Genomic DNA, 23,227 nt, shown 5'->3' on the forward strand with positions numbered 1-23,227 from the left:
GCGTGGATGAAATACCCGGGACGCATTTGTAGCAATCCCATTGTGCAATGCACACTGCGCCAGACCCGGCCCGGCTGGGCATTGGACAAATTGTCCAATGTCACCGTGCCGTCGCCGGCAGTAGCCCTCTGTCGATACCGCACTGCAACATCGCAACGCGCTGCGGCGATCCATCGAGGGCAGTGTCTGATGAAACGATTTGGAGCCTTGCTTCTGCTTTCCCTGGCCGGGCTGTTGAGCGGCTGCGACATGGTCGTGCTCGCGCCGGCGGGCGATGTCGCGGCCCAGCAGCGCGACCTGCTGGTGGTCTCGACCCTGCTGATGCTGATCATCATCGTGCCGGTCATGGCGCTGACGGTCTTTTTCGCCTGGCGCTACCGGCAATCCAACGCCTCGGCGACCTATGCGCCGGACTGGGACCATTCGACGAAACTGGAACTGGTGATCTGGGCGGCACCGCTCCTCATCATCATATGCCTTGGTGCGCTGACCTGGCTCGGCACCCACCTGCTCGACCCATACCGCCGCATCGACCGGATCGAACCCGGCCAGCCGGTCACTCAGCTTCACAAGCCCCTCAGGGTCGAGGTCGTGGCGCTCGACTGGAAATGGCTCTTCATCTATCCCGATTACGGCATCGCCTCCGTCAATGAGCTGGCGGCGCCGGTCAACCAGCCGATCGATTTCCGCATCACCTCGTCGGCGGTGATGAATTCCTTCTACATCCCAGCCCTTGCCGGACAGATCTACGCGATGCCGGCAATGGAGACGAAGCTGCACGCCGTCATCAACCGGCCGGGCACCTATAGCGGTTTCTCCGCCAACTACAGCGGCGCCGGCTTTTCGGGCATGCGTTTCGCCTTCCACGGCCTGTCCGACCAGGCCTTCGACCAGTGGGTGGCACAGGCCAGGACCGCGTCGGCGGCGCTCAACCGCGACAGCTATCTCGAACTCGAAAAGCCGAGCGAGAACGAACCGGTCCGGCACTACGCCTCCGTCGATCCCGACCTCTATGGCGCCATCCTCAATCTGTGCGTCGAGCGCGGTAAGATGTGCATGAACGAGATGATGTCGATCGACGCCAAGGGTGGTCTCGGTCTTGCCGGTGTGCGCAACACCTTGCCGCTGCAATACGACAAGCTCGCGCGGCGCGGCGCGGTTTTCGGAAGCGATCCCTCCTATGTCGCCAGCATCTGCACGGCGGAAGAGGCGGCTGCCGTCTCACGCGCGTCGCGCGATGCCTGGCCGAGCTATTGGCCGGCGAAGAACCTGTCGCCGCTTCGCGGGGCGGGGCTGCTCCGGCCAGGAACAGACAGCCGCAGCGCCGAGGCGGATACGCCGCCTCTCGGCCTGCTGCGGCGTGAATTGTGAGAGACAGCCGATGCCCGATACGCTGACCAAATTCATTTTCGGCCGCCTCACCCTGGAGTCGCTGCCGCTGCACGAACCCATCGTCGTCGCCACCTTCGTCGCCGTGGCGCTCGGCGGCATCGCGCTTCTCGGCGCGATCACCTATTTCAAGCTCTGGACCTATCTGTGGCGCGAATGGTTCACCAGCGTCGACCACAAGAAGATCGGCATCATGTACATGGTGCTGGGCCTCGTCATGCTTTTGCGCGGCTTCTCGGACGCCATCATGATGCGGCTCCAGCAGGCCATCGCCTTCAACGGCTCCGAGGGCTACCTGAACTCACATCACTACGACCAGATCTTCACCGCCCACGGCGTCATCATGATCTTCTTCGTGGCGATGCCCTTCGTCACCGGGCTGATGAACTTCGTCGTGCCGCTGCAGATCGGCGCGCGCGACGTGTCCTTCCCGTTCCTCAACAATTTCTCGTTCTGGATGACGGTCGGCGGCGCCATCCTCGTCATGGCCTCGCTGTTCGTCGGCGAATTCGCCCGCACCGGCTGGCTTGCCTATCCGCCGCTCTCCGGCATCGGCTACAGTCCCGACGTCGGTGTGGATTATTACATCTGGGCGCTGCAGGTGGCGGGTGTCGGCACGACGCTGTCGGGCATCAACCTGATCTGCACGATCATCAAGATGCGCGCGCCCGGCATGACGATGATGCGCATGCCGGTCTTCACCTGGACATCGCTCTGCACCAACGTGCTGATCGTCGCCTCCTTCCCGGTGCTGACGGCGGTGCTCTCGCTGCTGGCGCTCGACCGCTATGTCGGCACCAACTTCTTCACCAACGACTTCGGCGGCAACCCGATGATGTATGTGAACCTCATCTGGATATGGGGTCACCCGGAAGTCTACATCCTCATCCTGCCGCTGTTCGGCGTCTTTTCCGAGGTCACCTCGACCTTCTCCGGTAAGCGCCTGTTCGGCTACACCTCGATGGTCTACGCCACGGTGGTGATCACCATCCTGTCGTACCTGGTCTGGCTGCACCACTTCTTCACCATGGGCTCGGGCGCCAGCGTCAATTCCTTCTTCGGCATCACCACGATGATCATCTCGATCCCGACCGGGGCGAAGATCTTCAACTGGCTGTTCACAATGTACCGGGGCCGCATCCGCTTCGAGCTGCCGATGATGTGGACGCTGGCCTTCATGCTCACCTTCGTCGTCGGCGGCATGACCGGCGTGCTGCTTGCCGTGCCGCCGGCGGACTTCGTGCTGCACAACAGCCTGTTCCTGATCGCGCACTTCCACAATGTCATCATCGGCGGCGTTCTGTTCGGTCTGTTCGCCGGCATTGCCTACTGGTGGCCCAAGGCCTTCGGGTTCAAGCTCGATCCGTTCTGGGGCAAGGTCTCGTTCTGGTGTTGGGTGGTCGGCTTCTGGTTCGCCTTCATGCCGCTCTACATTCTCGGCCTGATGGGCGTGACGCGCCGCATGCGTGTGTTCGATGATCCCTCGCTGCAGATATGGTTCGTCATCGCCGCCTTCGGCGCGGTGCTGATCGCCTGCGGCATCGCCGCCTTCCTGATCCAGATCTTCGTCTCCATCCGCAGGCGTGAGGCGCTTGCCGATCCGACCGGCGATCCCTGGGACGGCCGCACGCTCGAATGGTCGACCTCCTCACCGCCGCCCGCCTACAATTTCGCCTTCACGCCGGTCATTCGCGACAACGATGCCTGGTGGGACATGAAGCAGGCCGGCTACATCAGGCCGCTCGCCGGCTTCAAACCGATCCACATGCCCAGCAACACCGGGACCGGCATCATCCTAGCCGCCTTCAGCGTCGCGCTCGGCTTCGGCCTGATCTGGTACATCTGGTGGCTGGCGGCGCTGAGCTTCGTCTGCCTCATCGCCACGGCGATCGGCCATACCTTCAATTATCACCGCGACTTCCACATTCCGGCGGCCGAAGTCTCGCAGACGGAGAAGACGAGGACCACGCTCCTCGCCGCTCAGGGTTAGGGTTTGAGCATGACATCGACGGCAATCACGGCCGACACCGAACCGGTCTTCCACCTGGAAGAAGAGCATGCGCACGCCGAAGGCGGCTCCACCATGCTCGGCTTCTGGCTTTACCTGATGAGCGACTGCCTGATCTTCGCGATGCTGTTCGCCGCCTATGGCGTGCTTGGCGGCAACTATGCGGCCGGGCCCGCGCCCAAGGACCTGTTCGACCTCGATCTGGTGGCGGTCAACACCGCCATGCTGCTCTTCTCCTCGATCACCTATGGCTTCGCCATGCTGACCATGGACAAGGGGCGCGTCGCGGCGACACAAGCCTGGCTTGCCGTGACCATGCTGTTCGGCCTGGCCTTCCTGTCAATCGAACTCTACGAATTCGCGCACATGATCCATGAAGGCGCCACGCCGCAGCGCAGCGCTTTCCTGTCGTCCTTCTTCACGCTCGTCGGCACGCACGGCCTGCACGTGACCTTCGGTATAGTCTGGATGGCGACGCTGATGATCCAGGTCGCGAGACACGGTCTCATCGAGGCCAACCGCCGCCGGCTGATGTGCCTCAGCATGTTCTGGCACTTCCTCGACGTCGTCTGGATCGGCGTCTTTACCTTCGTCTACCTGATGGGGATGTTGCGATGAGCGCTCACGATCATGCCGAGGGGCACGGCCACGCCCATGGTGGGGCAGCACACGGATCGCTCCGGGGCTATCTGATCGGCTTCATCCTGTCGGTGATCCTGACCGCCATTCCATTCTGGCTGGTCATGAGCGGCGTCATCGATGACAAGCAGGCCACGGCCATCGTCATCATGGCCTTCGCGGTCGTGCAGATCGTGGTCCACATGGTCTTCTTCCTGCACATGAACACCGCCTCGGAAGGCGGATGGTCGATGCTGGCGCTGATCTTCACGCTGATCCTGGTTGTCATCGTGCTGACCGGTTCGCTCTGGGTAATGTATCATCTCAACGCCAACATGATGCCCGGGCTGCACGACATGCGCGAGATGCCATGAGCCCGGCGGGCTCTGGGAGGACCACCATCGAGGCGATCGGACAAACAGGCATCGGCCCGCGTCCCGTCCTGCAAGAGCGCGGCGGCAGGTCGTCCGTGTCGCGCCTTGTCCTTGTACTGCTCGGGCTCCTCGGCGTGCTGGTGTTTGCCGGGCTCGGCATATGGCAACTGGAAAGGCGAGTCTGGAAGCTCGACCTGATCGCTCGTGTCGACCAACGCATTCATGCTCCGGTTGTCGATGCGCCTGGCCCGGAGAGCTGGAACGGCATCACCGCGGCCGGTTACGAATACAGCCATGTGCGATTGGCGGGACGCTACCAGGGCGGCGCCAACACGCTTGTGCAGGCGGTGACGAAGCTTGGCGGCGGCTATTGGGTGCTGACGCCGATGCGGACCGACCGTGGCTTCGTCGTGCTGGTCAACCGCGGCTTCATTCCCCTGGAGCGCAAGACTGAGTTCGAACGGGAGAGAGGCGGCCCAACCGCGCCGGCCGTCATCGACGGCCTGTTGCGCATGAGCGAACCCGGCGGCGGCTTCCTGCGCAAGAACGACACCACGGGCAATCGCTGGTATTCGCGAGACGTCGCCGCCATCGCAACCGCGCACGGCTTGACGACCAATGTCGCGCCCTATTTCGTCGATGCGGAAGCGTCACGCATGGAGGGCTGGCCGCGTGGCGGCTTGACCGTCGTGACCTTCCGCAACAGCCACCTGGTCTATGCTTTGACCTGGTTCACGCTCGCTGCGATGCTCGTCATTGCCCTGGCCAGGCCGATCATCGGCCACGGCCGACGGCAAGGACCCGCGAGATGAGCGTTCCCACGCAAGCGCTTCACCATGACAAATCCCCGGTGGCGGCATCCCTTGCCGGCAAGAACGGGGCAGTATCGCATCCTGATGCGACGAACAGGAAGAACCTGTTCCTGCTCATCCAACTTCGTTGGCTGGCGGTGGCGGGTCAGGTGCTCACCATTCTGGCGACGGAATACTGGTTCGATATCCCATTGCCGCTGGCGGGGATGGCCGGCGTGGTGCTTTTCCTGTTGGGCCTCAACATCTTCAGCCTGCTGGTCCTGCGCGGTATCAGGCCTATCAGCAACACCCAGCTCTTCGTTGCGCTCATCTTCGACATGGCGGCACTGACGACGCAGCTTTACCTGAGCGGCGGTGCGTCCAATCCGTTCGTATCGCTCTATCTCCTGCAGATCACGCTTGGCGCAGCACTGCTGACGCCAAGGTTTACCTGGATCCTCGTGGCGGCTGCGTCGGCCTGCTTCGTCTTCCTCATCTTCCTCTTCCAGCCGATCGCGATCCCGCATCATGGCGGCAGCGATCTCCTGTCCCTGCATATCAGGGGCATGTTCATCTGCTTCGTGCTGGCGGCCGGACTGATCGTGATCTTCATGACGCGCATCAACCGCAATCTGCGCGAGCGCGACGCCTATCTGGCCGATCTGCGCCAGCGCTCGGCCGAGGAGGACCACATCGTGCGCATGGGCCTGCTGGCCTCCGGCGCCGCGCACGAACTCGGCACGCCGCTTGCCACGATATCCGTCATCCTGTCCGACTGGCGCCAGATGCGCACGATCACGCGCAACCGCGAACTGGCGGCGGACATGGCCGAGATGCAGGCCCAGATCGAGCGCTGCAAGCGCATCGTGTCCGGGATCCTGATGTCTTCCGGCCAGGCGAGGGGCGAGGGAACGATACGCACGACCATTCGCGGTTTCCTCGACGATCTGGTCGAGGAATGGCGCATCAGTCGCCAGCCATTCAAGCTGGAATACAAGAACGATTTCGACCCGGACGAGCAGATCGTATCCGACACGGCGCTGAAGCAGGTCATCTTCAACGTGTTCGACAATGCCCAGGAAGCATCGCAGGATTGGGTCGGCGTCACCGCCGAGCGGCAGGGCGACAAGCTGGTGATTTCCGTGCGCGATCGCGGGCCGGGTTTCAACGAGGGTATTCTGGCAGCACTTGGCCAACCCTATATGTCGAGCAAGGGACGGCCGGGCGGCGGTCTTGGTCTTTTCCTCGTCGTCAACGTGGTGCGGAAACTGGGAGGCGATTTTTCGGCGCGCAACATGGAGCAGGGCGCCTGTGTTACTCTTTCGCTGCCGCTTGCGGCGCTGACCGATGGAGATGATCGTGAGGCCTGATCGATCCCTGTTTATCGTAGAGGACGACGCCACCTTCGCCAAAACGCTGAAGCGCTCCTTCGAAAAGCGCGATTACGACGTCGTCGTCTGCCACGACCGGGAAGCATTGCTTAGCGCCCTCGAAACAACTGTTCCGGCTTACGCTGTCGTCGACCTCAAGCTTGGAGCCGGCGGCTCCGGACTGGAGTGCGTCAAGCTGCTCAGCGCCCGCGATGCTTCGATCAGGATTGTCGTGCTGACGGGGTTTGCCAGCATCGCCACGGCTGTCGAGGCGATCAAGCTCGGCGCGAGCCATTATCTGGCGAAACCCGCCAACACCGATGACATCGAAGCCGCCTTCGGCCGGGCCGAGGGCGATGTTTCCGTACCGCTCTCCTCCCGGCCCACCTCGATCAAGAATCTGGAATGGGAGCGCATCCACGAAACGCTGGTCGAAACCGGCTTCAACATCTCCGAAACGGCGCGCCGGCTTGGCCTGCATCGCCGCACTCTGGCCCGCAAGCTCGAGAAGCGCGTGGTGAGATAGCAGAGCGCATTTGCGTTCGCGACCGGGCCGGGTGCGACCATTCAGTGCTTCCGTGTGCGCTCCGGGATACCTATTTGTCTGAGATTCGCGGGCACCGGAGCAGGCAAGGACGTGGCGCAACGATCGGGCAGTGCTGATCTTCCCCTTCACGGCGGACGTGTGCCGAAATGGCTGGGCGATCGCATGACGCGTCTCGGCGCCGTCATGTCCGAGGCGATCATCCATCACTATGGCCGCAATGAATTGCTGCGGCGGCTGGCGCATCCGTTCTGGTTCCAGTCCTTCGGCGCCGTCATGGGCATGGACTGGCACTCGTCCGGCATCACGACCAGCGTCGTCGGCGCCTTGAAACGCGGTCTCACGCCGCTGTCGGGCGAGCTTGGCATTCATGTCTGCGGCGGCCGTGGCGCACATTCGCGCAAAACCCCGCATGAACTAGCCGCCGTCGGCGAGCGTATCGGCTTCGACGGCGCGCGCCTGGCAACCGCCAGCCGGCTGGTCGCCAAGGTGGACAGCGCCGCCGTCCAGGACGGTTTCGATCTCTATTTGCATGGCTTCATCGTCACCGACGACGGCGACTGGGTGGTGGTGCAGCAAGGCATGAACGGCGACAGCAAGGTGGCGCGCCGCTATCATTGGCTGTCCGAGGGTTTGAAGAGTTTCGTCGACCAGCCGCATGCCGCCATTGAAGGCGCCAACCAGGGCGAGATCGTCAACCTGACCGACCGGCGCGCCGAGGCCTCGCGCCGGGGACAGCTGGACCTGCTCCAGGATCTCGGGCCGGACCGCATCATTCGGGAGTTCGCCGCCCTGGAACCCGGTGCCGCGCCGGCTCCGGCGCAGCCATTGCTGCCGCATCTGGTCATGCCGGCTCACCATGATGTCCGCGAAAGCGATGTCGTGATGCATCGCCTTCACGGCAACATGGCCGCCGCCGCCGAGCGAGGGCCCGCCGATTTTGCCGAACTTCTCCTGGTTCCCGGCGTCGGCGCCCGCACGGTGCGCGCATTAGCGCTGGTTGCCGAAGTGGTGCATGGCGCGCCGTGCCGGTTTTCGGACCCGGGCCGTTTTTCGCTGGCGCATGGCGGCAAGGACAGGCATCCGTTCCCTGTTCCGCTCAAGGTCTATGACGAGACGATCGGTGTGTTGAAGTCCGCCGTGCAAAAGGCCAGGCTTGGCCGCGAAGAGGAAATCGGCGCATTGAGGCGGCTCGACGATCAGTCGCGGCAGGTCGAGCGATACGTCACCGGTCCCAGCCTGAAGGAGATTGTCGCCGGCGAATTCGACCAGTCGCATCTGCTTGGCGGCCGCAGTGTCTTTGGTTGGGAACCGCCGCCGGATGAGGTGACCGCCGGGCAGAACAAAAAGGCGTGACGGGTCGCTGGCGGGGTATCACGCCACGCGACGGTAGCTGTGGCGATCCTTGATGAACTTATTGAAGAAGCGGCCTTTCGAGGAAGCCCTCATGAACGCCGCATAGGTAGCCGGGGAGACTTCCTCATAGTCATAGCGGTTGCCGTGCGGCACGAACCAGACCGAGAGGGTCCTGGTCGCGGGATCGTATTGCGTGCTTCGAATGACGGTCGACGGCATGGTGGCACCTGACGGCTCCTCCGATTAACCCGCCAGGCATGGTCCGGTTCCGTACCGCCCGAAGGTGCTACCTGTCGCGTGGATTGCCGAATTTCTCGTCGCGCTTCCTCGAATATCGACCGATGTGCGGCAGCTCGTCGGCAAAGTCGACCCAAGGCAGCCTCAGGTCCCAATAGGCATGGGCATGTGGCTGCAGCCCTTCGGGTCTGTCGAAGAACCCGATTGTCAGATACAACTCGTCCGGCAGGCCTTCGTCGCTATAGCCTATGGAGCTCCCGCAGTCGGGACAGAAAGTACGGACAACGCCCGGCGTCCTGGAGAAAGCCTTTGGCGTTCCCTTCAAAAGGCGGAACTGACTCGGCCGATATCCGACCCAGATGGTGAGCGGACTGCCGATCGCCCGTCGGCAATCGTCATCGTGATCGTAGCATATCCAGAAAGGCTCACCGTCCATGGCGGCGGCAATCGCACCGCAAAAGCAGGCCCCGGTTTCAACGCGCGGCATCCGGCACTCCAAGGCTGGAACAAGTCCGGCGGCCTCCGACGGAACCGCCGTCTCCTAAACTTTCACGCCGCTCCGGTGTTCCCGTTCCCGTCTTGCCCTGTGGTCCGGCCTTCACCATCTAGGCACAATGTCGTCGCTCAAACCGAAAACAGCCGGCCGTGTGGCCCAGTACGATCTCTTCAGTGCCGCTCAGGATGTTTTGCCGGAGGGCTTCGTCTACCAGCCCGGGCTCATCACGCCGCAAGAGGAAATCGAACTTGTCCGACAGCTTGAAGGACTGCCCTTCAAGGCCTTCGACTTCCACGGCCATCTGGCGAACCGGCGTGTCGTCGGTTTTGGCCTTCGCTACGACTATGACCGGCGCGAGGTCGTCGAGGCACCGCCGATCCCTGACTTTCTGCTGCCCCTGCGCGAAAAGGTCGCGGCCTTTGCGCGCCGGCCCACCGACGCCTTCGCCCAGGTCTTGATCAATGAATACCGGCCCGGCGCTGGTATCGGCTGGCACCGCGACAAGCCTCATTTCGAGGACGTCGCGGGCGTCTCGCTGCTGGCGCCCTGCGATTTCCGCCTTCGGCGCAAGAACGGATCTGGATGGGAGCGCCGGACCGTCACTGTCGAGCCGAGATCGGCCTATCTCATGACGGGCTCTTCGCGAACAGAATGGGAGCACAGCATTCCGCCGCTTGCCGAGCACCGCTACTCGATTACCTTTGCGGACATTGCGGTCTCGGAATTCCTGAGCTGCGCTGAGGTGTGCAGGGGAAGCTGCCCGCATCCATCTCGCCATGAGTGCTCAACCCGACCCGCGTGCGGCGGAGCGGGTTGAGCAATGTCGTGCTGTTAAATTTTCCTGGAATTGCTCCTAGGTCAGGATCAGCACGATCTTGTAGGTATCCGGATCGACGATGACGATCCGGCCGTCGGCGAGAACGAAATACTCGTAGGCTTCGTAGGCCGGAACGATCTTGACGATGCGAGCCGGCAAACGATGCAGCCTGATCTTGTGCCGCGGGACTTCGATGCCGACGGAGACGTCGAAATTGACGCTGGCGACCGGCTCGACCTTGGTTTCCCTGAACACCTGGGTGATCTGGGTCTTCTGTTCGACCGTCACATTGTTGATGGACGCGGTCGAGGTCTTGTCCTGCGTGGAGGCCTTACCCTGAGCCTGCTGATCGGTCTGGACCTTAGCCTTGCCCTGGGCCTGCTGGTCCGTAGTGGCGCCTGCCTTGCCCTGGGCCTGCTGATCGGTCTGGACCTTAGCCTTGCCCTGGGCCTGCTGGTCCGTAGTGGCGCCTGCCTTGCCCTGGGCCTGCTGATCGGTCTGGACCTTAGCCTTGCCCTGGGCCTGCTGGTCCGTAGAGGCGCCGGCCTTGCCCTGGGCCTGCTCGTCCGTCTTGGCGCCTGCCTTGCCCTGAGCCTGCTGATCGGTCTGGACCTTGGCCTTGCCCTGGGCCTGCTCGTCCGTCTTCATCTTGGTCTTGCCCTGGGCCTGCTGGTCAGTCTGGGACTTGGTACCCTGTGCCTGGTCCTTCATCTTCGAGCCGTTTTGGCAGTTGGTCGTGCCGGAAGCGCAATTTGTGTCCGCTCCTGATTGGCTTTCGGCGGGCTGCTGTGTCTGAGCCATCGCTGTCCCGCAGCCGAGCCCGATCGCAAGCATGCTGGTCATCAGAATATGTTTCATAGGAAATCTCCTTCGGAGAGTTCGTCCCTTCAAAGGGGAGAACTTCGACCAAAAAAGATTGTTCCGAACTGGATGCGTTAATGCCACCACCCATGGCTGGACCTGAGCCCCTCGGGACCGATCACATGATGCCGAAAGTCCTGTAGGCTTCCACCGCGCTCATGCCTTCGCGGATGGCCTTGGCGACGAGCTTTTCACCACGCACTTTTTCCAAGGCCAGCCGCACCACTTCTTCCTCGGCCTGTCGCGGGATGACGATAACGCCTTCCTTGTCGCCGAACAGCAGCGTCCCCGGCTCGATCCGCACGCCGCCGATTTCGAGCGTGCACCGGTAGTCGATGACCTTACCGCGCACGCCTTGATCCTGTGCGTAGTAGCCGGTGCAGAAGCAGGGGAATCCCAGTGCCTTGATGCCGTCCGTGTCGCGGGCGAAGCCGTCGACCAGCGCGCCATGCGCGCCGAGGATTTTGGCGCGGGTCGACATCAGCTCGCCCCATAGGGCGTAGCGGGGCGAGGCGCCGCTGGCTACGTAGATCTCGCCGGGCTTCAGGTCGTCCAGCGCTTCGAACATCAGCCCGAATGGCTCGGTCATCAGCGGATTGTGCGTCGGTCCATTGGACAGGAAGATGTCTGTCTCAAGCACCGGCATGGCCCGCCCGAGCAGCCGTGTCTTGTCGTCGACCGGCTTGAACACCGGCGGCAGGAACTGGTGCTGCAGCCCGAGCGTGTCCATCACGTCGCCAACCACGGCGACGAAGAGTTCGGCCTCGAACAGGCGATACATTTCGGCGTCGTCACCATAGAGGCGAATAGATCCGGCCATCAGGCTTGCCTCCGAGCGTCAGTGGAATGGGTGGTGCCGGAAGGCCCGAGCGCCGCGGCGTTCTGCACCAGCGCGCGCATATAGCCCAGCGCAAAGGCCTTTCCGGCATGCCAGGGCGCGTCGCAGGACATCTCCGGCGTATGGTCGGGGATCATCACGCCTCCAAAGTTTTCGTCGCGCAGGATGCGGACGATCTCGGCCATGTCGATGTCGCCGTCGTCGACGAAGGTCTCGTGATATCTGGGCACCTTGCCGCGTACGTTGCGGAAGTGGATGTAGCCGATGCGGCCGCGTCGGGCGAAGCGCCTTACATGGTCGTAGATATCGTCCGCGCCAGGCATTTCCTGCAGCGAGCCGAGGCACAGCTCCAGCCCATTGGACGGCGAATCGACGATGTCCATCAGCCGGTCGTATTTCTCCGGCCGGTTGACCAGCCGCGCCGCACCACGCAGCACCTCGGCCGGCGGATCGTCGGGATGCGCCGCCATCACGACGCCGGCCTCTTCGGCCACGGGCACGATCTCGCGCAGGAACACGTCCAGCCGCTGCCAAAGTTCCTCGCTGCTGACGCGCACGGGTTCCGCATCCGGCCTTCCCGCACGGTAACGCATGTTCCAGACGACGCCGTCTGGCAGCGGCAGATCGGCATCGATGGCGGAGAGATCGAGCCCGACCGACATCGCCTCGCCGCGCGCGAAAGGTCCACGCGACCAGCCCCAGACCCCGGCAATCGAGAAATTATAGCCGATGCAGGGAATGCCGGCGCGCCCGGCGTCGCGGATAAGGCGCTTCAGCCCCTCGATCTGCTTTGCCCTGTCGGGACCACCGAGCAGGATGTCGGACCAGAAGCGAGGCGAGAAATTCTCGATCGCGGCTATTTCCAGACCATTGTCGCGCACGGTCTTCACCAGGCCGGCGAAATCCTCGTAATTCCAGAGTTCGTCGGCGGAGCAGTCGCCCCAGCCTTCTTTCTCGCTGCCGGCGGACAGCGAAGGGTCGCGGCCGCGAAAATAGTTGGTGAGGTGGGCAACGATGTGGGTCGCGCCTGCCTGTCGGGCAAAGCGGAAATTATCCGGCGTGAGCGACTCCCGGTAAAGGCCAAGACCGATCTTCATGGTGCTACTTCACGCCAATGCCGGCGGTCAGCCCGCCATCTATTCTGTAATCGGCGCCGGTGCAGAATCCGGCCTTCGACGAGCACAGGAACGCGATAAGCTCCGCCACTTCCTCGGGCTCGCCGATGCGGCCGAGCGGATGGGCGGCGCCAAAGCGCCTGTAGGCCTCTTCGACGTCGGCATCGCTGCCATTGTTGCCGCGCGCGGCTTTCTCCAGGATCGGTGTTCGGATCGAACCCGGGCTGACCGAATTCACCCTTATGCCCGATGCGGCGTAATCGAGCGCCAGCGACCGCGTCAGCGTGTGGATGGCGCCCTTGGTCGTGGCGTAGGCGGCGACATTCTGCTGGCAGGCAAAGCCCTGCACCGAGGCGACGTTGACGATGGCGCCGCCGCCGCGCTTGATCATTTCGGGGATGCCGAAATGCGCGGTCAGGTAGATCGAGCCGACATTGACCGTCATCGCCCGGTTCCAGGTTTCCCAGTCGGTCGTCGTCGCCGTGCCGTAGGGATGCACCGCGGCCGAATTGACGATGACATCGATGCCGCCGAATTTCGCGACGCCGGCCGCGACCGCCTCGCGCACCTCGTCGGCAACGGAGACGTCCACGGTTTGCACCAAAGCGCTCGCCCCGGCCCTGGCGAGGCTTTCCTGCATGGCGGTGTTGGCTGCCCTGTCGATGCCGCAGGCGATGATCGAGGCACCACCTTCGGCCAGGCGCCTGGCGGTGGCCAGCGCGATGCCGGTCGTGCCGGTGATCAGCGCAACCTTGTTCTCGAAATCAAGCATGGGGCAAATCCTTGGGAAGTGTTCTGTCTGGCGACGGGGTCACCGGCGCGGTTCGGGTTTTCGAGATCGTCGGGAACGAAGCGCAGGCCGAAATCCAGGTGCCGGCTCATCAGATAGCTGTAGGCGATGCGGTCGCGGGCGCGCAGCGCCGCGATGATCTCGCCATGGGCGTGGCGTGTTTCACTCAGCACCGGCCGGATGGATTTGCCGACGGTCATGATGTGCAGGATGACAGGCGACAGGAACTGGTAGGTCTGCACCAGCATGCGGTTGCCGGCGAGCTTCATCAGCGCCAGGTGGAAATCGAAATCGCGCTGCGCCGCCTCCTGCACATCCCTGGCGGTTTCGATCAGGCCATTGACCTCGTCCAGGGCGTCGAGTTCGGCGATGCCGGCATTGAGGATGATGTGATCGCCGACGCTCACCTCGATGATGCGGCGAAATCCCTGTATGTCGTGAAAGGACGTCTTCGATATGTCCATTTGCGCGGCAAAGAAATTCTGGATCGCGACGCTCTGCCTGTCGGCCAGCACCGCGCCGACACGCGGCTTGGGGTCGATCAGGCCATAGGTGCGGATGGTGCGCAGCGCCTCGCGAATCGTGTTGCGGCTGGCGCCGAACAATTCGCCGAGCTCCCGTTCCGTAGGCAGGACGTCGCCGACGGACAAGGCCCGATTGCGGATGAGGTCGAGGATCTGCCGAACCGTCTGGTCGACGGCCGAACTGCTGATTCCTGCTTCTTCAGACGCTTCCATCGGCTCGCGGCTCGCCTGTTCCAACAGCTAGTTCCTTGCAATTTGTTGGACCAGATTAGAGTTCTGTCGATCAAAAATCAACCTTGAGCGGCAATAAAGGTTCTGTTGACAGGATGGTGGTCCAACAATATGGTCGCCGCCAAACAGTGAGGAGACTTCATGGAACAGTGTTGGCGCTGGTACGGTCCCGATGATCCGGTGACGCTCGAGCATGTCAAACAGGCTGGCGCCACCGGCGTGGTTTCGGCGCTCCACCAGATTTATGACGGCAGGGCCTGGCCCGAGGCCGATGTGCTCGAGCGCAAGCGCATCATCGAGGCCGCTGGGCTGACCTGGTCGGTTGTCGAGAGCATCCCGGTCCACAATTCGTTCAAGATCGGCGCGCCGGAGCGCGAGCGCTATGCCGGCTATTATCGCGACAGCATCCGCGCGCTCGCCAAGGCCGGCATCGCGACGATCTGCTACAATTTCATGCCGGTGGTCGACTGGACCCGTACCGATCTGGCCTACCGGCTGCCGACGACGGGCTACGCCTTGCGTTTCGACGCCATCGACTTTGCCGCCTATGATCTCTTTGTCCTGCAGCGCAAGAATGGCGCGGCAAGCTACACGCCGGCGCGTATCGCCGAGGCCGAGCAACGCCTGAAGGCGCTGACGCCGGAGCAGATCGACCAGATCGAGCGCAACCTGATCGCCGGCCTGCCGGCAACGGAGCGCAGCTATAACAGGGACAGTTTTCGCGAGGCCCTGGCGGAATACGATGCGATCGGGCCGAAGGAACTGCGCGACAACCTCGCCTGGTTCCTGCGCGAGATCATTCCGGCGGCTGAAGAGGCGGGGGTGCGCATGTGCATCCACCCCGACGATCCGCCATTCTCGCTCTATGGCCTGCCGCGCGTCGTTTCGACGGCCGAGGATGCGCGTTTCATCCTCAACGCTGTCGACAGCCCCGCCAATGGCTTGACCTTCTGCACTGGTTCCTACGGCACGCGCGCCGACAACGACATCGTCGCCATGGTCAAGGAATTCGCCGACCGCATCCATTTCGTCCATCTGCGCAACATCACCATCGAGGAGGACGGCTCGTTCTATGAGGCCGAGCATCTCGAGGGTGGTACCGACATGGCGCACGTCATCCTCGCTTTGATGCAGGAAGAGGCGCGCCGCCGCAAACAAGGCCGCGCCGACTGGCGAATCCCGATGCGTCCGGATCATGGCCATCTGCTCGCCGACGACATCGGCAAGAAAAAGATCAATCCGGGCTACTCGCTGATCGGTCGGCTGAAGGGCCTCGCCGAGCTGCGCGGCATCATGCGCGCCGTCGAGCGGTTCGGCCTGGCCTGAGGCCATCGGAAGGCGAACTGCCGTTTGCATATGTAAAAGTTACTTGTCTATGTGAAAATACCTGCTACTAGTCGGCGGGCCGGGCAGTCATGCCCGGCTCCAGGGAGGAATTGCCTGAAATGACAAGGCTGCGCGGTCTTGCGTGGGATCATCGACGTTGCTGGGGTCCGCTGGACGCCAGCGTCGCGCCCTATTGCGCTGGCAATACCGGCCTCGAAATCGAATGGGACCGCCGCAGCCTCTACGAATTCGGCGAGGGCGCGCTCGGTCCGGTGCTCGGCACTTACGATCTGGTCGTGTTCGACCATCCCTTCATAGGCGACATCGCGCAGGATGAGCTGATGGTGCCGTTCGACGCGCATCTGTCGGCGGAGCAAATACGGTTCTTCGAACACGATTCAGTCGGCGGGTCCTGGCGCTCCTACGAAAGGAACGGACGTCAATGGGCACTGCCGATCGATGCCGCCTGCCAGGTCGCGTCCTATCGCCCTGACCTGCTGGAGCGCTACGGGCCGGTGCCGCGCACGCATGACGAGGTGCTGGAACTCGGCCGGCTTGCGCGCAAGGACGGCAAATGGCTCGGTCTGCCCTCGGTCCCGACGGATGCCATGTGCATGCTTCTGACGCTCGGCCATCCGCAGGAGGTCGGTGAGCCATTCATCGCCAGGCAAAGGGTCGAGCAGGCCATCGCGCAGTTGCGGGAGCTGGCAGCGCTGTCGCATCCGGACTCGCCGAAATGCAACCCGATCCGCTGCTATGACCACATGATCGCGCATGACGACGTGGTCTATGTGCCGTTCGCCTTCGGCTATGTGAATTACGCGGCGAAAACCGACGGGCCATATCTGCGCTTTGCCGACGTGCCGACCCCGGGCTCCGCCGGCGCCTTGCTCGGCGGCGCCGGCATCGGCGTCAGCGCCCAGTCGAAACACAAACAGGCGGCGATCGACTATGCGCTCTTCCTGTGTTCGCCCGACTACCAGCGCGGCGATTATGTGAAGGCGGGCGGACAGCCGGGATCGCTCGCCGCCTGGAAAGACGCTGAGGTCAACGCGCTTTCAGGCGGTTTCTTCAGCGCCACGCTTCGGACCATCACGTCGTCCTATCTGCGTCCGACGCATCCGGGCTTCATCGCCTTCTTCCGCGAATGCGCGCCGTATGCGGCGGCCGCCATCGCCGGCGAGGTATCGGCGGCCGACCTTACTGACCTCGTCAATCGCCTCTACCGCGAAACCAGGCAACCGGAAGGCAGCATTGCGTGATGGCCGCCAGCGTTGCCGATACACTCGACGACGGCGAAGCCGGCCGCAACGGCTATCGCGTACCGGCGGTGGACAAGGCGCTCGACGTTCTGGAGTTCATGGCCTCGAGTGCCGGGACGCTGACCCAGACCGAGATCGCGGCCGGCCTGGGACGCTCCATCCACGAGATCTACCGCATTCTGCTTCTCCTGGAGAAGCGCGGCTACATCTTCCGCACCCAGTCGGACCGTTTCCGTCTGTCGCTGAAGCTGTTCGAACTGGCGCATATGCATCCGCCGGTAAACCGGCTGGTCGAATGCGCACTGCCGGCAATGCGCGAACTGACCGCCAATGCCGACCAAAGCTGCCACTTGGTGGTGCGCGAAGGACAAAACGCGCTGGTGGTGCTGCAGATCGATTCCCCGCTGCCGATGCGTTACTCGGTGGCGCTGGGGTCGCATTTCCCGATCCTCGAAACCAGTTCGGGCGCCGTGCTGCTTGCCCATTCGAACCGGGCCGAGCGCGACCGGATCGTCGAGCGCATCGTGGCCGCCGGCGAAGGTCAGGGCAGTCGGGCTGAAATCGAGGCGCGGCTGAACGAGGTCGCGAGGCTCGGCTACGAGATGCGCGCCTCGCTGGCCGTCGAGGGCTGCACCAACATCTCGATGCCGGTGCGCGACCACACCGGTGCCGTCATCGCCGCGCTCACCGTTCCGCTGCTGCCGCAAAAGGCGGCGCGGTTCGGCCGCGAAGCCGTTTTCGAACGTACCCAGGCCGCCGCCGAAAAGATATCGGCGGCACTCGGCTGGTCCGACTCCGCCTCTTCTTTACGTGCCGACCCGGAACGGCGGGACTACCCGTTCAGCGACTAACAAAAGCGATAAATCTGGGAGAAGAAAATGCTCTGGTCCAAGTCAATCCTGTTTGCGTCAGCCGCCATGCTGGCGCTCGGCGCCGCCACCGCGCATGCCGAGAACATGCCCAAGCGCATCGGCTACGTCACCAACTACGCCACCCATGAGTGGTATCAGAACGTCATCAAGGGCATGAAGGCTCACGGCAAGGAACTCGGGATCGAAGTCGAGGTGCAGGACGCCAATCTCGACATCGCCAAGCAGGTCGCCGCGGCCGAAGACTTCATCGCCAAGGGCGTCGACGTGCTGATCATCACCCCGGTCAACGAGGAAGGCGTGGTGCCGCTGTTGCGACAGGCCAAGGCCGCCAACGTCCCGGTGGTGCTGGAAGGCAACCCGGTCAAGGGCATGACCACGATGGTCGCCATCTGCGACTACGATACGGGCTACATGTCCGGGGTAGAAGCCGGCAAATACGCCAAGGAAAAGCTTGGCGGCACTGCCAAGGTGATGAATGTCGGCCTGCCGCTGCTGTCGGCCACGGTGCTGCGCTCGCACGGCTTCATGGACGGGCTGAAGACCGTCATTCCTGATGCGGTCATGGTCCACGACCTCGACGGCGGCGGCAACCCCGACCGTGCGCTCGAAGTCTCCTCGGCGGCGCTCGCCAAGAATGCCGACATCAACATCATCTACGGCATCAACGACTCGTCCTCGCTTGGCGGCCTGCAAGCCTGGAAGGCGGCAGGGAAGTCGCAAGACGGCCTGTTGACGGTCGGCACCGGCGGCGAGGGCCTCGCCTTCATCAACGCCATGCAGAACGAACCATCGTACCGCATCGAGGCCGCGATGTTCCCGGAAAAGGAAGGGTTCACCGCCATCGACGCGGCGGTCAAGCTCTTCAACAACGAGGAAGTGCCCGAGCACATCGTCAGCCCGACGGCGCCGATGAACGGCGACGACTGGAAGAAGTACTATGATTATGACGGCACCACGCGCACCATCAAATGGGATGCCGTCAACGCGCTCCAGCCGCCGGCAAAGTGCATGAAGACCTCCGCCGACCTGAAGCAATAAGCCTGATGACGCTGCCCTTCCCCGACGCGGGAAGGGCGGTGTCAGGCAAATGGTCTGGAATGGACTGAAATGAGCGAGCTTACACACGCCTCCGCACCGAAGCGTTTCATCGGCGGCCAGCTGCTGGGCAGCAGCCAGCTCGTGCTGGGCGTCATCCTGGCTGTGCTGTGCATCGCCATCTCGATCGCGGCGCCGCAATTCCATTCGGAAGCCAACATCATCGCCATCCTGCGCCAATGCGCGCTGGTGCTGGTCGTCGCCTCGGGCATGACCATGCTCATCATCACCGCCGAGGTCGACCTGTCGGTCGGCGCCTCGCTCGCTTTCGTCGGCTGCATCGGCATGGCGGTGCTGAATTCCACCCACAGCCTGGCACTCGGCATGCTGGCGGCGCTCGCCTTTGCCGGCGGGGTCGGGCTGTTCAACGGCCTGGTCGTCACCCGGCTCCGGGTGAACTCGTTGATCGCCACCATCGGCACGATGATGATGCTGCAGGGCGGCGTCTACCTGTTCACGCGCGAGGCGGTGCAGAACCACAATCAGCTGGCAAGCTTCACCGATCTCGGCGCCGGCTATGTCGGGCCTGTGCCTGTGCCTGTCATCCTGGCCGCGCTGATCTTCGTGGTTGCCTATGTCGCGCTACGCTTCACCACGCTCGGCCGCTACCTCTACGCGGTGGGCGCCAATGAAAAGGCGGTGCGCCTGTCCGGCGTCCGTTCCGAACGCCTCAAGCTGTTTGCCTTCGTCGTCACCGGCCTGTGCGTCGGCGTTGCCGGCATGATCCTTTCGTCGCTGATGAATGCTGGCCAGCCGACCGCCGGCCGCGGTTTCGAACTGACCGTCATCGCCGCCGTCATCCTCGGTGGCACCAGCCTGCTCGGCGGGCGCGGCTCACTGTTCGGCACCTTGCTCGGCGTGCTGGTGCTGAAGGTGATCGACAACGGCATCATCATCCTCGGCTGGAACCAGGATCTGCAGATGGTGGTACCGGGCGTCGTCATCATCCTGGCCACTTATCTCGACATCATCCGGAACAGAGCCAATGTCCGTTGATTTTCTGCACCCCGGCGAAGGCGCGGCCATCGATACCGATGCGCCGGCACTGGAATTGCGCGGCATCGACAAGCGCTTCCCGGGTGTCGTGGCGCTCGACAATGTCGACTTCACCCTGAAGCCCGGCAAGATCCATGCCCTGATGGGCGAGAACGGCGCCGGCAAGTCGACGCTGATCAAGATCATGGCCGGCGTCTATGGCAAGGATGCCGGTACCATTCGCATGCGCGGACGCGAGGTCGATATCCAGTCGCCGCGCGACAGCCTGAAAGAGGGCATCAAGGTCGTCTTCCAGGAGATTGCGTTGATCTCCGAATTCACGGTTGCCGAGAACATCTTCCTCGAGGGCTATCCGACCGGCAGGGCGGGCTCGATCGACTGGAAGAAAATCCGCGCCGATTCAGCCGCCCTGTTCAACCGTATCGGTTTCAATGTCGATCCGGCTGCGCGCACGGGTTCGCTTCCGGTCAGCCAGCAGCAGATGGTCGAAATCGCCCGCGCGCTCGCTCATGAGGCCCGCGTCGTGGTGATGGACGAGCCGACGTCCTCGCTGACGCCGAACGAGGTCTCGCTGCTGTTCACCGTCATCCGACGGCTGGCCAGCCTCGGCATCGCGGTGGTCTATGTCAGCCACAAGCTCGACGAGGTGTTCGAGATCGCCGACACGGTGACGGTGCTGCGCGACGGGCGCCACATCTCGACCAAACCGATCGGCGAGCACAGCAACGACACGCTGATCCAGGACATGATCGGACGTCGCATCGACAATCTGTTTCCGCGCCAGCGCGGCGCGGCAGGCGGCAAGGTTGCCTTGTCGGTGGAGAAGCTCAGCACGGCGAGGAAGCTCGACGAGGTGTCTTTCGAGGCACGCGCCGGCGAGGTGCTCGGCTTCTTCGGCTTGATGGGCGCGGGCCGCACCGAACTCGCCAAGGCGATCGTCGGCTATGATCCGATCACCGCGGGCACGATCAGCGTCGACGGTCAGCGCCTAACGCCACATGACACGCGCACCGGTGTCAGGCTCGGCATCGGCCTGCTCACCGAGGATCGCAAGAGCGAAGGGCTGATGGGCGAGCTGCCCGTCTACCAGAATGCCAGCCTCGCCTCGCTTGGCGCCTTCGCGCGCATGGGCTTCATCGATACGGCGAAGGAACACCGGGCGGTGCAGGACTATGTCGACCGCTTCCGCATCAAGACCCCCAGCCTGTTCCAGCAGGTGAAGAACCTGTCGGGCGGCAATCAGCAGAAGGTGCTGATCTCGCGCTGGCTGATGCGCGGCCTGAAGGTGATCGTCGTCGACGAGCCGACGCGCGGCATCGATGTCGGCGCCAAGTCGGAGATCTTCGCGCTGATCGACCGGCTCGCCGGCGAAGGCCTGGCAGTCGTCATGATGACGTCGGAAATGCCGGAACTGCTCGGTCTCGCCGACCGGATCGCCGTGATGTGCGAGGGCCGTCTGACCGCGATCATGTCGCGCGATGAAGCCACGCAGGAAAAGATCCTCAATGCGGCGATCGGATAAGACCATGAGCCTTGCCAATATAGCTTCCGCAAAAGCTCAACCCCTGCTGGCGCGGCTCTTTGCCCGGCAGGAACTGGCATTGTTCGTCTGCCTCATCCTGGTACTGGTCTTCTTTTCCGTCACGGTCGAGAATTTCTTCTCCGTGCGCAACATGACCAACGTGCTCGGCCAGGCTTCGCTCGCGCTCACCGCCGGCATCGGCTGCGCCATCGTCTTCATCTCCGGTGAGGTCGATATCTCGATCGGATCGCTGCTCGCGACCATCGCGTTGCCGCTGATCATCATCATGAACGACACCAACTCGCTGCTGCTCGGCGTCAGCGCAGCACTGCTGTTCGGCCTGATCATCGGTGTGGTGAACGGCTATCTCACCGCCTATGCCGGCATCAACTCGCTGATCGTGACCTTGGGAACGATGTTCATCATGCGCGGCGGCGTCTATCTCTACACCGGCCAGCGCGCGATCCCGGACAATGCCAGCCTCGACAGCTTCATCGCGCTCTCGGATGGCCGCCTGTTCAACATCATCCCGTATTCGGCGGTCATCGCGATCGTCCTGCTTGCCGCCTTCGGCTACATGATGCAGCACCGGCCGTTCGGGCGGCAGATCTATGCCGTCGGCGGCAATCAGGAAGTCGCGCGCCTTGCCGGCTATGATGTCCGGCGGGTGAAGTTCATCTGCTTCATCATCAGTTCGCTGTTGGCGGCGGTTGCCGGCATCATCCTGGCGGCGCGCGTCGGCTCGGCGCAGCACACGGCCGGACTCAATTTCGAATTCCAGGTCGTCGCGGCAACGGTGCTCGGCGGGGTCAGCCTCGCCGGCGGCATCGGCAGCCTGACCGGCATGGCGCTCGGCGTGCTGATCCTCCAGTTTCTGTCCAATGGCCTGCGCGGGCTTGGCCTGCCGACCGAGTGGCAGCTGGTCATCACCGGCATGATCATCATCGCCGCGGTCGCCTTCGACGAGGCGAAGCGCCGGCGCGCGAACGGAGGCTGACATGGCTCGTCTCGAAGCAAAAACCGCCGTCATCACTGGTGCGGCCGACGGCATAGGCCACGCGATTGCCGAGGCGATGGCGCGCGAAGGCGCGCATGTCTTCATCGGTGACATCGCCGACAAAGCAGGCGAGGATTTCGCCGCCGCGCTGCGCGCGGCCGGCCGCCGTGCCGATTATGTGCATTGCGATGTGTCGCAGGAAGCCGATATCTCGGGGCTCATCGACAGTGCCGTCAAGAAGACCGGGCACCTCGACATTCTGGTCAACAATGCCGCCATCGCCATTGGCGGCATGCCGGTGCACGAGATGACCGACGAACAATGGCACCGGCTGATGTCGGTCAACCTGACCAGCGTGTTTCGCGGCTGCAAATACGCGCTGCCGCACATGATCGCGCAGAAATCAGGCTCGATCATCAACATGGCCTCGGCCCAGGGCCATATCGGGCTGGATGGCTGGACCGCCTATGCCGGCGCCAAGGGCGCGGTGATGGCGATGACGCGCCAGATGGCGGTCGAGTTCGGCCCGATGAACATCCGCGTCAATTCGATCTCGCCGGGCACCATCAACACGCCGATGAACGACAAGCTGATCAAGGAGATTGGCGGCAACCTCGCCAAGGCCTGGGTCAAGATGCATCCGCTCGGCCGCATAGGCGAGCCGTCCGAGGTTGCCGAAGCCGCCGTCTATCTCGCCTCCGATGCAGCCGGCTTCACCACCGGCACCGACCTGCGCGTCGATGGCGGCCTGACCGCCGCCCCGCGCTACGTTCCCGAACTGCTTTGAAACACAAAGAG

At 63.2% G+C, this 23,227-nt stretch carries 24 protein-coding genes; 17 read left to right on the forward strand and 7 right to left on the reverse strand.

Going from position 1 to position 23,227, the window contains the following annotated elements:
- The first annotated feature begins 189 nt into the window (after window positions 1-189).
- From cyoA to EN845_RS05450, 8 genes are all read left to right on the forward strand, one after another.
- Window positions 190-1,371, forward strand: a complete 1,182-nt coding sequence (cyoA, locus tag EN845_RS05415) for a ubiquinol oxidase subunit II (RefSeq protein WP_127870885.1) — start codon at window positions 190-192, stop codon at window positions 1,369-1,371.
- A 10-nt stretch (window positions 1,372-1,381) separates the two neighbouring features.
- Window positions 1,382-3,379 carry a cytochrome o ubiquinol oxidase subunit I gene (cyoB, locus tag EN845_RS05420; protein ID WP_127870886.1) on the forward strand — a complete coding sequence of 666 codons (1,998 nt, stop codon included), beginning with the start codon at window positions 1,382-1,384 and terminating at the stop codon, window positions 3,377-3,379.
- Window positions 3,380-3,388: 9 nt separating this feature from the next.
- Window positions 3,389-4,015, forward strand: coding sequence for a cytochrome o ubiquinol oxidase subunit III (gene cyoC / locus EN845_RS05425; protein WP_127870887.1), 627 nt, complete (start codon window positions 3,389-3,391; stop codon window positions 4,013-4,015).
- Complete coding sequence (gene cyoD / locus EN845_RS05430; protein ID WP_127275832.1) at window positions 4,012-4,389, forward strand: cytochrome o ubiquinol oxidase subunit IV; 378 nt, start codon at window positions 4,012-4,014, stop codon at window positions 4,387-4,389. Before cyoC ends, cyoD begins: the two co-directional genes overlap by 4 nt.
- A complete protein-coding gene (locus EN845_RS05435) occupies window positions 4,386-5,201 on the forward strand; it encodes an SURF1 family protein (protein WP_127870888.1) in 816 nt (271 codons plus the stop codon). Before cyoD ends, EN845_RS05435 begins: the two co-directional genes overlap by 4 nt.
- Window positions 5,198-6,550 (forward strand): ATP-binding protein, encoded by a 1,353-nt coding sequence (locus tag EN845_RS05440; protein WP_127870889.1) that lies wholly within the window; start codon window positions 5,198-5,200, stop codon window positions 6,548-6,550. Before EN845_RS05435 ends, EN845_RS05440 begins: the two co-directional genes overlap by 4 nt.
- Window positions 6,540-7,076 (forward strand): response regulator transcription factor, encoded by a 537-nt coding sequence (locus tag EN845_RS05445; protein WP_189343529.1) that lies wholly within the window; start codon window positions 6,540-6,542, stop codon window positions 7,074-7,076. Before EN845_RS05440 ends, EN845_RS05445 begins: the two co-directional genes overlap by 11 nt.
- Window positions 7,077-7,187: 111 nt before the next feature.
- A complete protein-coding gene (locus tag EN845_RS05450; RefSeq protein WP_127870890.1) occupies window positions 7,188-8,450 on the forward strand; it encodes a DUF763 domain-containing protein in 1,263 nt (420 codons plus the stop codon).
- 18 nt (window positions 8,451-8,468) lie between these two features.
- On the opposite strand, the gene EN845_RS05455 is transcribed toward EN845_RS05450, so the two are convergent.
- Window positions 8,469-8,669 carry a KTSC domain-containing protein gene (locus EN845_RS05455; protein WP_135906791.1) on the reverse strand — a complete coding sequence of 67 codons (201 nt, stop codon included), beginning with the start codon at window positions 8,667-8,669 and terminating at the stop codon, window positions 8,469-8,471.
- A 67-nt stretch (window positions 8,670-8,736) separates the two neighbouring features.
- Entirely contained in the window at window positions 8,737-9,174 is a 438-nt protein-coding gene (locus EN845_RS05460; RefSeq protein ID WP_127281023.1) for a GFA family protein, read from the reverse strand.
- Between the two features lie 127 nt (window positions 9,175-9,301).
- Between EN845_RS05460 and EN845_RS05465 the strand changes: the two genes are divergently transcribed.
- Window positions 9,302-10,000 carry an alpha-ketoglutarate-dependent dioxygenase AlkB gene (locus EN845_RS05465; RefSeq protein ID WP_167531255.1) on the forward strand — a complete coding sequence of 233 codons (699 nt, stop codon included), beginning with the start codon at window positions 9,302-9,304 and terminating at the stop codon, window positions 9,998-10,000.
- Between the two features lie 36 nt (window positions 10,001-10,036).
- On the opposite strand, the gene EN845_RS05470 is transcribed toward EN845_RS05465, so the two are convergent.
- The 5 genes from EN845_RS05470 to EN845_RS05490 form a co-directional block, all read right to left on the reverse strand.
- Window positions 10,037-10,858, reverse strand: a complete 822-nt coding sequence (locus EN845_RS05470) for a DUF1236 domain-containing protein (protein ID WP_135880967.1) — start codon at window positions 10,856-10,858, stop codon at window positions 10,037-10,039.
- 121 nt (window positions 10,859-10,979) lie between these two features.
- On the reverse strand, window positions 10,980-11,681 hold the full coding sequence (locus EN845_RS05475; RefSeq protein WP_245511639.1) for an RraA family protein: 702 nt from the start codon (window positions 11,679-11,681) through the stop codon (window positions 10,980-10,982).
- Window positions 11,681-12,796, reverse strand: coding sequence for a mannonate dehydratase (locus tag EN845_RS05480; RefSeq protein WP_127870892.1), 1,116 nt, complete (start codon window positions 12,794-12,796; stop codon window positions 11,681-11,683). Before EN845_RS05480 ends, EN845_RS05475 begins: the two co-directional genes overlap by 1 nt.
- Before the next feature lie 4 nt (window positions 12,797-12,800).
- Window positions 12,801-13,586 (reverse strand): SDR family oxidoreductase, encoded by a 786-nt coding sequence (locus EN845_RS05485; protein WP_127870893.1) that lies wholly within the window; start codon window positions 13,584-13,586, stop codon window positions 12,801-12,803.
- Complete coding sequence (locus EN845_RS05490) at window positions 13,556-14,365, reverse strand: FadR/GntR family transcriptional regulator (protein WP_245511640.1); 810 nt, start codon at window positions 14,363-14,365, stop codon at window positions 13,556-13,558. Before EN845_RS05490 ends, EN845_RS05485 begins: the two co-directional genes overlap by 31 nt.
- A gap of 135 nt (window positions 14,366-14,500) precedes the next feature.
- Here EN845_RS05490 and uxuA point away from each other — a divergent pair, with 135 nt between their 5' ends.
- The 8 genes from uxuA (at window position 14,501) to EN845_RS05530 (ending at window position 23,216) form a co-directional block, all read left to right on the forward strand.
- Window positions 14,501-15,685, forward strand: a complete 1,185-nt coding sequence (uxuA, locus tag EN845_RS05495) for a mannonate dehydratase (RefSeq protein ID WP_127870894.1) — start codon at window positions 14,501-14,503, stop codon at window positions 15,683-15,685.
- 119 nt (window positions 15,686-15,804) lie between these two features.
- On the forward strand, window positions 15,805-16,947 hold the full coding sequence (locus EN845_RS05500; protein ID WP_127870895.1) for an extracellular solute-binding protein: 1,143 nt from the start codon (window positions 15,805-15,807) through the stop codon (window positions 16,945-16,947).
- Window positions 16,947-17,798 (forward strand): IclR family transcriptional regulator, encoded by an 852-nt coding sequence (locus tag EN845_RS05505; protein ID WP_127870896.1) that lies wholly within the window; start codon window positions 16,947-16,949, stop codon window positions 17,796-17,798. Before EN845_RS05500 ends, EN845_RS05505 begins: the two co-directional genes overlap by 1 nt.
- Window positions 17,799-17,825: 27 nt before the next feature.
- Entirely contained in the window at window positions 17,826-18,857 is a 1,032-nt protein-coding gene (locus EN845_RS05510) for a sugar ABC transporter substrate-binding protein (protein WP_127278950.1), read from the forward strand.
- A 69-nt stretch (window positions 18,858-18,926) separates the two neighbouring features.
- Window positions 18,927-19,910 carry an ABC transporter permease gene (locus EN845_RS05515; protein WP_127870897.1) on the forward strand — a complete coding sequence of 328 codons (984 nt, stop codon included), beginning with the start codon at window positions 18,927-18,929 and terminating at the stop codon, window positions 19,908-19,910.
- Complete coding sequence (locus tag EN845_RS05520) at window positions 19,900-21,432, forward strand: sugar ABC transporter ATP-binding protein (RefSeq protein WP_127870898.1); 1,533 nt, start codon at window positions 19,900-19,902, stop codon at window positions 21,430-21,432. The genes EN845_RS05515 and EN845_RS05520 overlap by 11 nt, the downstream gene beginning before the upstream one ends.
- Window positions 21,433-21,436: 4 nt before the next feature.
- Window positions 21,437-22,429, forward strand: a complete 993-nt coding sequence (locus EN845_RS05525; protein ID WP_127870899.1) for an ABC transporter permease — start codon at window positions 21,437-21,439, stop codon at window positions 22,427-22,429.
- A 1-nt stretch (window position 22,430) separates the two neighbouring features.
- The gene (locus tag EN845_RS05530; protein WP_127870900.1) at window positions 22,431-23,216 is read left to right on the forward strand and encodes an SDR family oxidoreductase; all 786 of its coding nucleotides are present in this window, start codon (window positions 22,431-22,433) and stop codon (window positions 23,214-23,216) included.
- Window positions 23,217-23,227: the final 11 nt, after the last annotated feature.

This window comes from Mesorhizobium sp. M8A.F.Ca.ET.202.01.1.1, assembly GCF_004791595.1.
Taxonomy (GTDB): Bacteria; Pseudomonadota; Alphaproteobacteria; order Rhizobiales; family Rhizobiaceae; genus Mesorhizobium.

What these genes read in the sequence shown, in the direction of transcription:
- cyoA (WP_127870885.1), top strand. Translation starts at nt 190, where the DNA reads ATGAAACGATTTGGAGCCTTGCTTCTGCTTTCCCTGGCCGGGCTGTTG.
- cyoB (WP_127870886.1), top strand. Translation starts at nt 1,382, where the DNA reads ATGCCCGATACGCTGACCAAATTCATTTTCGGCCGCCTCACCCTGGAG.
- cyoC (WP_127870887.1), top strand. Translation starts at nt 3,389, where the DNA reads ATGACATCGACGGCAATCACGGCCGACACCGAACCGGTCTTCCACCTG.
- cyoD (WP_127275832.1), top strand. Translation starts at nt 4,012, where the DNA reads ATGAGCGCTCACGATCATGCCGAGGGGCACGGCCACGCCCATGGTGGG.
- EN845_RS05435 (WP_127870888.1), top strand. Translation starts at nt 4,386, where the DNA reads ATGAGCCCGGCGGGCTCTGGGAGGACCACCATCGAGGCGATCGGACAA.
- EN845_RS05440 (WP_127870889.1), top strand. Translation starts at nt 5,198, where the DNA reads ATGAGCGTTCCCACGCAAGCGCTTCACCATGACAAATCCCCGGTGGCG.
- EN845_RS05455 (WP_135906791.1), bottom strand. Translation starts at nt 8,669, where the DNA reads ATGCCGTCGACCGTCATTCGAAGCACGCAATACGATCCCGCGACCAGG.
- EN845_RS05460 (WP_127281023.1), bottom strand. Translation starts at nt 9,174, where the DNA reads ATGCCGCGCGTTGAAACCGGGGCCTGCTTTTGCGGTGCGATTGCCGCC.
- EN845_RS05465 (WP_167531255.1), top strand. Translation starts at nt 9,302, where the DNA reads ATGTCGTCGCTCAAACCGAAAACAGCCGGCCGTGTGGCCCAGTACGAT.
- EN845_RS05470 (WP_135880967.1), bottom strand. Translation starts at nt 10,858, where the DNA reads ATGAAACATATTCTGATGACCAGCATGCTTGCGATCGGGCTCGGCTGC.
- EN845_RS05475 (WP_245511639.1), bottom strand. Translation starts at nt 11,681, where the DNA reads ATGGCCGGATCTATTCGCCTCTATGGTGACGACGCCGAAATGTATCGC.
- EN845_RS05480 (WP_127870892.1), bottom strand. Translation starts at nt 12,796, where the DNA reads ATGAAGATCGGTCTTGGCCTTTACCGGGAGTCGCTCACGCCGGATAAT.
- EN845_RS05485 (WP_127870893.1), bottom strand. Translation starts at nt 13,586, where the DNA reads ATGCTTGATTTCGAGAACAAGGTTGCGCTGATCACCGGCACGACCGGC.
- uxuA (WP_127870894.1), top strand. Translation starts at nt 14,501, where the DNA reads ATGGAACAGTGTTGGCGCTGGTACGGTCCCGATGATCCGGTGACGCTC.
- EN845_RS05500 (WP_127870895.1), top strand. Translation starts at nt 15,805, where the DNA reads ATGACAAGGCTGCGCGGTCTTGCGTGGGATCATCGACGTTGCTGGGGT.
- EN845_RS05505 (WP_127870896.1), top strand. Translation starts at nt 16,947, where the DNA reads ATGGCCGCCAGCGTTGCCGATACACTCGACGACGGCGAAGCCGGCCGC.
- EN845_RS05510 (WP_127278950.1), top strand. Translation starts at nt 17,826, where the DNA reads ATGCTCTGGTCCAAGTCAATCCTGTTTGCGTCAGCCGCCATGCTGGCG.
- EN845_RS05515 (WP_127870897.1), top strand. Translation starts at nt 18,927, where the DNA reads ATGAGCGAGCTTACACACGCCTCCGCACCGAAGCGTTTCATCGGCGGC.
- EN845_RS05520 (WP_127870898.1), top strand. Translation starts at nt 19,900, where the DNA reads ATGTCCGTTGATTTTCTGCACCCCGGCGAAGGCGCGGCCATCGATACC.
- EN845_RS05525 (WP_127870899.1), top strand. Translation starts at nt 21,437, where the DNA reads ATGAGCCTTGCCAATATAGCTTCCGCAAAAGCTCAACCCCTGCTGGCG.
- EN845_RS05530 (WP_127870900.1), top strand. Translation starts at nt 22,431, where the DNA reads ATGGCTCGTCTCGAAGCAAAAACCGCCGTCATCACTGGTGCGGCCGAC.